The organism is Paenibacillus sp. 01T422, assembly GCF_056398785.1.
In genome coordinates, this window is sequence record NZ_JBFTQB010000310.1 from 1 (window position 1) to 6,547 (window position 6,547).

Genomic DNA, 6,547 nt, shown 5'->3' on the forward strand with positions numbered 1-6,547 from the left:
CTACAACTCCGCCAATGTTCTTCCAGCCTACATACTGGTTTCCAGTTCCACTTGGATCCAAGAACGTTCCGAATTGATAAACAGATAGGTACTTCCAAGAGTCATTACGAATCTCTTCATCATATTTCAGAGTTAACGTTCCACGGTCCGTAGGTATAACTAAGTTTTTAATGTAGCGAGAGTAAAATGCTGTCTCCCCAGGTCCAGGAAGTGATGGAGATGGCAGGTTACCACTGCCTTGTAAAGCGTCTTTCAGTGTTGCATTAGTACTTGCTGCACTAATATCAATCGAACCGCCATCAACCCAGAACAATTTACTAGCAGCTCTGAATCGACCTGTTGGCTCTTGTAGGAAGCGAATACCAGCTTGCGTCTCAGATGCCTTATCTACGCGGCCATCATCTTGGTTGGCAATCCCGAAAACTAATTTACGATCAGATGTGATGAATTGTTCCGTTTGTGTGCGATCATTTCTCATCAACTTCGTATCTTTCGGGAAAGTTAATGTCAGATCTCCATCAAACAGGCTCATTTTAGCTGTAAGATTAGTACGATACTGAGCACCTTCAATTGGTGTATTCAAATTATTCAGAATGAAGCTGCCCTTCGATTTAGCAGTTCCTCGAACAATTTCAAAGCTGACTGTGTTCTTACCTGCTTTTAAATTCGGCACATCCAAACGGAAAATTCCCGGTGCAGTAAGTTTGGCTTCCGTCTTATTGTAGATAATAGAGTCTGCTCCGTCAGCTTGAATCACAACAGTTTGGAAATTTGTATTTACATTCGCTTGATCAATCTTATCTGCGTTTTTAACGAAATTAGTTGGTTGAAGAAGCAGATAATCTACAGGCTGTTTTGTAATAGTAATCATTCTGCTTGTCGTACGGCCAGTCTTATTCTTAGCCACCAATTCCAATACATAATCTCCATACGCGTCCAAACTTAAAGGAGTCGATATTTTGAATTTGGTCGTGATTTGATTACCATCCAGTGGATTGGTCACTTGAGATATTTGTGCTAGTAACGGCGTAGTACCAACAGTAAGAGTGGAACCATTAGGAACACTTCTTACATATAAAACAGCTGTTGAACTTGGATCTGCTGAATTTAATTTTGCGTTTAATACAGTACCATTTAACTGAAGCTTATCCGATGTAGTCAAGAATGCTCCTGGAACTGAACTAGGTGTAAAAGGTGTAATGGCTGGATCAACAGCTAGTTCCTCTACTAGCGGCGCAAAATCGCTTAAAACGAAAATCTCATAAATCGATTGTGTTACAAGTACTTTGACACCCGCAGGCTTCAAGTAAAGTGAGAACTTAATTGTTTTCTTACCGTCTGCATCAAAAAGTGTATTGAATGCACTAGCAGGAATATTAAAAGTTCCGTTTGTTGTGTTAATTGCCCCAGCAGGAATAATGATATTGGTGTCATTTACAGACAACTCAACATCACCATAACTTGACGCAGGTAGATTAACGATTTTACCTGTGATACAAGGAGCCGCACCGCTCGCACACGTAATTTGAGCCGGATTGCTTACTACTTTCCCATTATAAAGGCTGTTCACAATGACATAGGGTGCACTTGAGATATTCAACTGATACACTTTGGAACCAGCTTGGTTATAACCCGTTGTCGTGTTCCATGGAACCAATGTTAACTTGGTAGCACCATCCGGTATATCATGAAGATCAATCTCCGCTACGCCTGCAGTCACGTTCACATCACCGTTGCCTGCAAATCCAGGGATCGTTACTTTCACCTTGTCTGCATTTCCATTCACATGGAATCTAAGCTTCGCTGGAAATTCATTGATTTGATTCGTTCCTTGCTCAGTAAGCTTAACTTCATAACCTGCTCCTACAGGTGGAGCAAAATATTGTGCAGTGTAATCAATGTAAGGCAAAGTTGGGTTCACGTAATTGAAATTATATCTAGTTGTATATTCTCCGCCTAGACTTGTAACAAATCTGACGTCGATTTCCTGTGAAGTCGCTGTGCCGCTCAGAGGAAGGTTTGCTTCAATATGGTGGACATCATAAGCTGTTCCTCCAGTCACGGTCGAAGGATTAACCAAACTTGGGGCTGTTCCACTAGGAACACTAGGGTTAACGTTCAAGTAACCGCCATTAGGAGTTGATGTCAAACCTGTTGCAAATGTATAACGAAGAGTTGTCCCACTTCCCGCAACGCTAATGTCCGCGTATAAGTAGTCAGGGCTACCAGTCGTGATGTTTCCTTTGCTGTTCTTTAAATCAGCCGTGAAAACAATGTTATTATCTGTGGAACTCTCCAAATTAGGAATAGTGACCAACGCTTGGTCTGAATTCGCTGCTGCCTCTTTAAAACGAACTTTACCATTATAAGCAAAACCTAAGCCATTGTTATAAATGAAGTTTCTTGATGTTGTATAAAAGTTTGTCGGGTTTTTCGCTACGAAAGTGATTAGATTATCCCCTGGAGTTAAGGTGAGATCCGAAGCTCTTCCCGTATTTGTTAAGAAGGTAAAAATACCACCTGAAAAGTTAGTTGCTTCATAGGTAGTACCTGAAACTGTAGCATCTACTTGATAAGCATTATTAGAATTACCCGTAATTGTTAGATTCGTATAAGGACCTGTTGTTGGGTACATACCACCATCTGCGAAATCAACATCGTTGATTTTCAGGTTCGTGATGTTAGACACCGGTGTGAAGTAAATCCAAGCCGGCTTGGAATCAACCGTTGAAGTACTTCCGTATTTAACAACAACCTTATTCAGCCCTTCGGTTAATTGAATAYTCTCAAAGGTGATTTGGTTGCTGTTATTAGGGTTCTTGATTGCGCGATTTGTTTTGTTTGGTGTCGTAATACCTGTGGTCATATTTTTGATTTCATAGAAAACGTTCGTAATCTGATCATCCGAGATACCCCCAATGTCTGCGCTTAGCGTAATTGGGTTCGCCGTAATCCTTGGAATCAATGCATCAAGGAAATCCTCAGGATCCTGAACAACGGTAGTATCATTAGGGTCAGTATGTACGTAGTAATTCGTAATATTAATTACAGGCGCGGCCGAAGCCCCGAGTGGTGGAAGCAAGGCCAACAACATAGCAACCATGAGGCTAATGCTAATCCACTTATTTCTTTGTTTGGTCTTCAAAGCTAGTTCCTCCTTATGTCCTTTAAAATATCATACATATAGACATGGCAATGCTCTAACCATCGGTTAGACAAACTTTCTTTCGACAATCCCTCCCAAATCCTTCTATCATTCTACATGATTTGACGCGGTATACCACCAAAAGTTCTTGTACCATTCTTATCGGTATAAACCTCTCAATTGTTTAGAGAAAGAAGGAAGTTCACAAAATGGAAAAAAATCCAACCCGAAGGTTGGATTTGAGAGATACATTTATAAGTACTGACTATTTGCCCATCCGGTCGCTCTGTACCGTCTTGCCTACAAGTYTCTGCAGGAAATTAAGTACCGGCTTACGGCTTTTACTAATGATGCCGATCGCTTCTGCTCCAACGAGCATCACAAGGAATAAGGCAACGATGATCATGATCAAGCCCCATGTGGAATCTTGGGAAATGAAGACAGAGCAGACAACCGCGCTACCGCCAAACACAGAAGCAATACCGTAGATGATCAGTACGCTTGTACGATGGCTGAATCCAAGCTGCAACAAGCAGTGATGAAGATGGCTTTTGTCCGGTGCCGAGATCGGCAATTTATTCACATAACGGCGCATAATCGCAAAGAACGTATCGGATATCGGAACGCCAAGAATCATAATTGGGATTAAAAGCGATACAACGGCTGCTTGTTTAAAGCCGAGGATCGAGAGTGTCGCAAGGGCAAAACCAAGGAACAAAGCCCCTGAGTCGCCCATGAAGATTTTCGCGGGATGGAAGTTATAGAACATGAAGCCTACGATACTTCCTAGTAAGATCACAGCCAATAGAATAACAGTTACATTGCCCATCATAAGCGCTAAAACCAGAATCGTAGTAGTAGCRATACCAGATACGCCTGCTGACAGACCATCGAGACCGTCGATCAGGTTAATGGCATTGGATACACCGACAATCCATAATATCGTAATCGGGATACTCAACCAACCGATTGGCAGGTTCGTCTCTCCGAACGGAATGTTAACGAGATCGATTTTGAGGCCAAAGGAAACGACGATACACGCCGCAATAAGCTGCCCGAGAAGCTTCCATTTGGGGGATAGTTGAAAACGGTCATCCAAAGCCCCTGTGATGACGATAACTAACCCGCCGAGCAGCAAACCAAACGCTGCATTGGAGTTAACGGCATCAAGTGCTGGAGAGACGACGAAATAAGCTCCGACAAAGGCAAGAAAAATAGCTAAGCCTCCGAGACGCGGCATAATTCGGGTATGAACTTTTCGATGGTTGGGGGCATCTACAGCTCCAACCCAGAAGGCAAATTTTTTGACCAGGGGTGTCAGCAGCACTGCAATAATGCAGGCGGCGATGAACCCAATCGCGTATAATCCATACATGTCTTCTTCACAGCTCCTCTTGTCTTGGGTGGCAGGTGATCCGCCGAAGAGAATTATACTCCCATTTGTCCACAAATACTACTGCTAAATTTGTCTGAAATGACCGTTTTCAGCCAATTTTCATAAAAATTTTCATGGTTTTGTGACTTTCTCTTTGTCACGCATCACTTTCATCGCGAATTTAGGGAGTAATAACATTCTTTTGTAGCGCCACGGCTCCTGTAACAGGCGGTAGAACCATTCAAGACGTAGTTTTTGGAATACAACTGGTGCTCTTTTTAGCTTGCCCGAAAGAACATCAAAACTTCCCCCGACTCCCATCATAACTGGAACGCCAAGCTGCTCTTTGTATTTGCCGATCCAAGGTTCCTGATTCGCTGCCGCTCTCCCTACAAATAGAAGATCCGGTGCTGCATCTAGAATAGCTTGAATTACTTCAGCATCCTGCTCATCCTTAAAGTAACCGTCACGCACGCCAACTAACTTGATTCCAGGATAATTCTTGCGTATTTTGTCAGCTGCCGCTTGGATTACTTCATTAGAAGCTCCCAGCAGATAGACTTTCCAGCCTTTTGACTCCCCAGCCTTCATCAGCCCATTCAGCAAATCGTAACCAGGGACCCGCTCTACGACAGGCTCTCCGACATAATTGGCAGCCCAGACCACACCCGTTCCATCTGGAACGATAAGTTCGGCTTGCTGCATCATGCTCATGTAAGCTGGATCATCCAGCGCCGACATCACCATAATCGGGTTGGCCGTTATGATTTGGTGAGGCTGTCTTTGTTCAATCGCCTTCGTTAGGTAGGAAACCGTCTGGTCCATGCCCATTTTGGAAATAGGAACCCCATATATGCGAACTTTCGGTATAGCTTGTGCAGAAACAACTCCAGCTGAGGTCGTTGTCGATGTTGAGCTCATAGATATCTCTTCCTTTATGTGACGTTGGCTTTCACGTTTTGGTTGATTTTTTTTATTTATTATAAAAAGAAATGATGCTCTTGGCAGGAAACTGCGCCTGCGCCTTAAGCTCTTCAATGGCGGCGCGCTTGGACGCCGCCCAAGCTTCTCGGCCATCCAGGAGACTCTGCGCCTCCTGAGCCAATGCATCCGCATCGAAATGAGACGTCGATGCGGCAGCTTTCATGCCCAGCCTATGGAGGAACTGGTCGATCTTCGGATCGTACGAGATGCCGACCATAGGCACATACTGCGAGGCTGCATAAATCAAGGAATGCAGCCTCATCCCGATCAGCAGGTCGCATCCCGCGACCTGCGAGAGCATATCCTGCGGATGGACGATGCCCGGCACCATCTCTACCCGCGAGCCGTGATCGCCCAAACGGTCGATCACGAACTGCGAGGCCACCTCATCCGAGGGGAGGTGGAAGGGCAAGAATCGCAGCCGCACGTTCGTATCGGCGGCGAGCAGCTTGGCCAAGGACCGCGAGAGAGCTTCCAGCTCCGAGCGGTCCTCGTTCCAGAAGCGGACGGACACGCCCACCGTCCGCACGCCTGTGCCAGCCGACCCGCTGGTCCCAGCCTCGCCGCGGAGCGGCAGGCCCATGACCGGGTCGGGCACGACAGCGATGCGCTCCTGCGGGAGGCGCATCGTCGCTAGCAATGCCGCGGACTCCGTATCGCGGACAGAGATGTAGGCGCAGCGCTGGAACACGCTGCGGATCCAGCCGTCGAACATCCGGCGGTTCACCGGGCCGATGCCTTGGGAGTAAATAAACGTAGGCTTTCCAAGCCACTGTGCAATTTTCAAAACGGCCAAGTAATACGGAATGGTCTTGGAGCTTGTAGCGTCCTGTAATAAGCTGCCGCCACCGCTAATTAGACCGTCSGCTTCCCGCAATGCGCTGAGAAGTGGGCCCGGTTTCATGCGGTGATAGGATTGAACGCCATACATTGCTGACGTCTTCTCCGGATTCGCAGAAAGCACAATCGGCTCAATCCGAATGCCCTGCTCTCTGCCCTGCTCCTCCAAAGCGAACAAAATAGATTGAAGCACAGCCTCATCC

4 protein-coding genes are annotated in these 6,547 nt (G+C 45.7%); all 4 read right to left on the reverse strand.

The features are described from left to right. Nucleotides 1-3,145 (reverse strand): hypothetical protein (locus AC1DUA_RS18045; RefSeq protein ID WP_477501088.1); only part of this gene is annotated, 3,145 nt, incomplete at its 3' end. Nucleotides 3,146-3,410: 265 nt separating this feature from the next. After that, on the reverse strand, nt 3,411-4,520 hold the full coding sequence (locus AC1DUA_RS18050; RefSeq protein ID WP_477501089.1) for a glycosyltransferase family 4 protein: 1,110 nt from the start codon (nt 4,518-4,520) through the stop codon (nt 3,411-3,413). 132 nt (nt 4,521-4,652) lie between these two features. Continuing rightward, nucleotides 4,653-5,441, reverse strand: a complete 789-nt coding sequence (locus AC1DUA_RS18055; RefSeq protein ID WP_477501090.1) for a WecB/TagA/CpsF family glycosyltransferase — start codon at nt 5,439-5,441, stop codon at nt 4,653-4,655. 52 nt (nt 5,442-5,493) lie between these two features. Continuing rightward, nucleotides 5,494-6,547: polysaccharide pyruvyl transferase CsaB (gene csaB / locus AC1DUA_RS18060; protein ID WP_477501091.1), on the reverse strand; the 1,054-nt coding region annotated here is incomplete at its 5' end.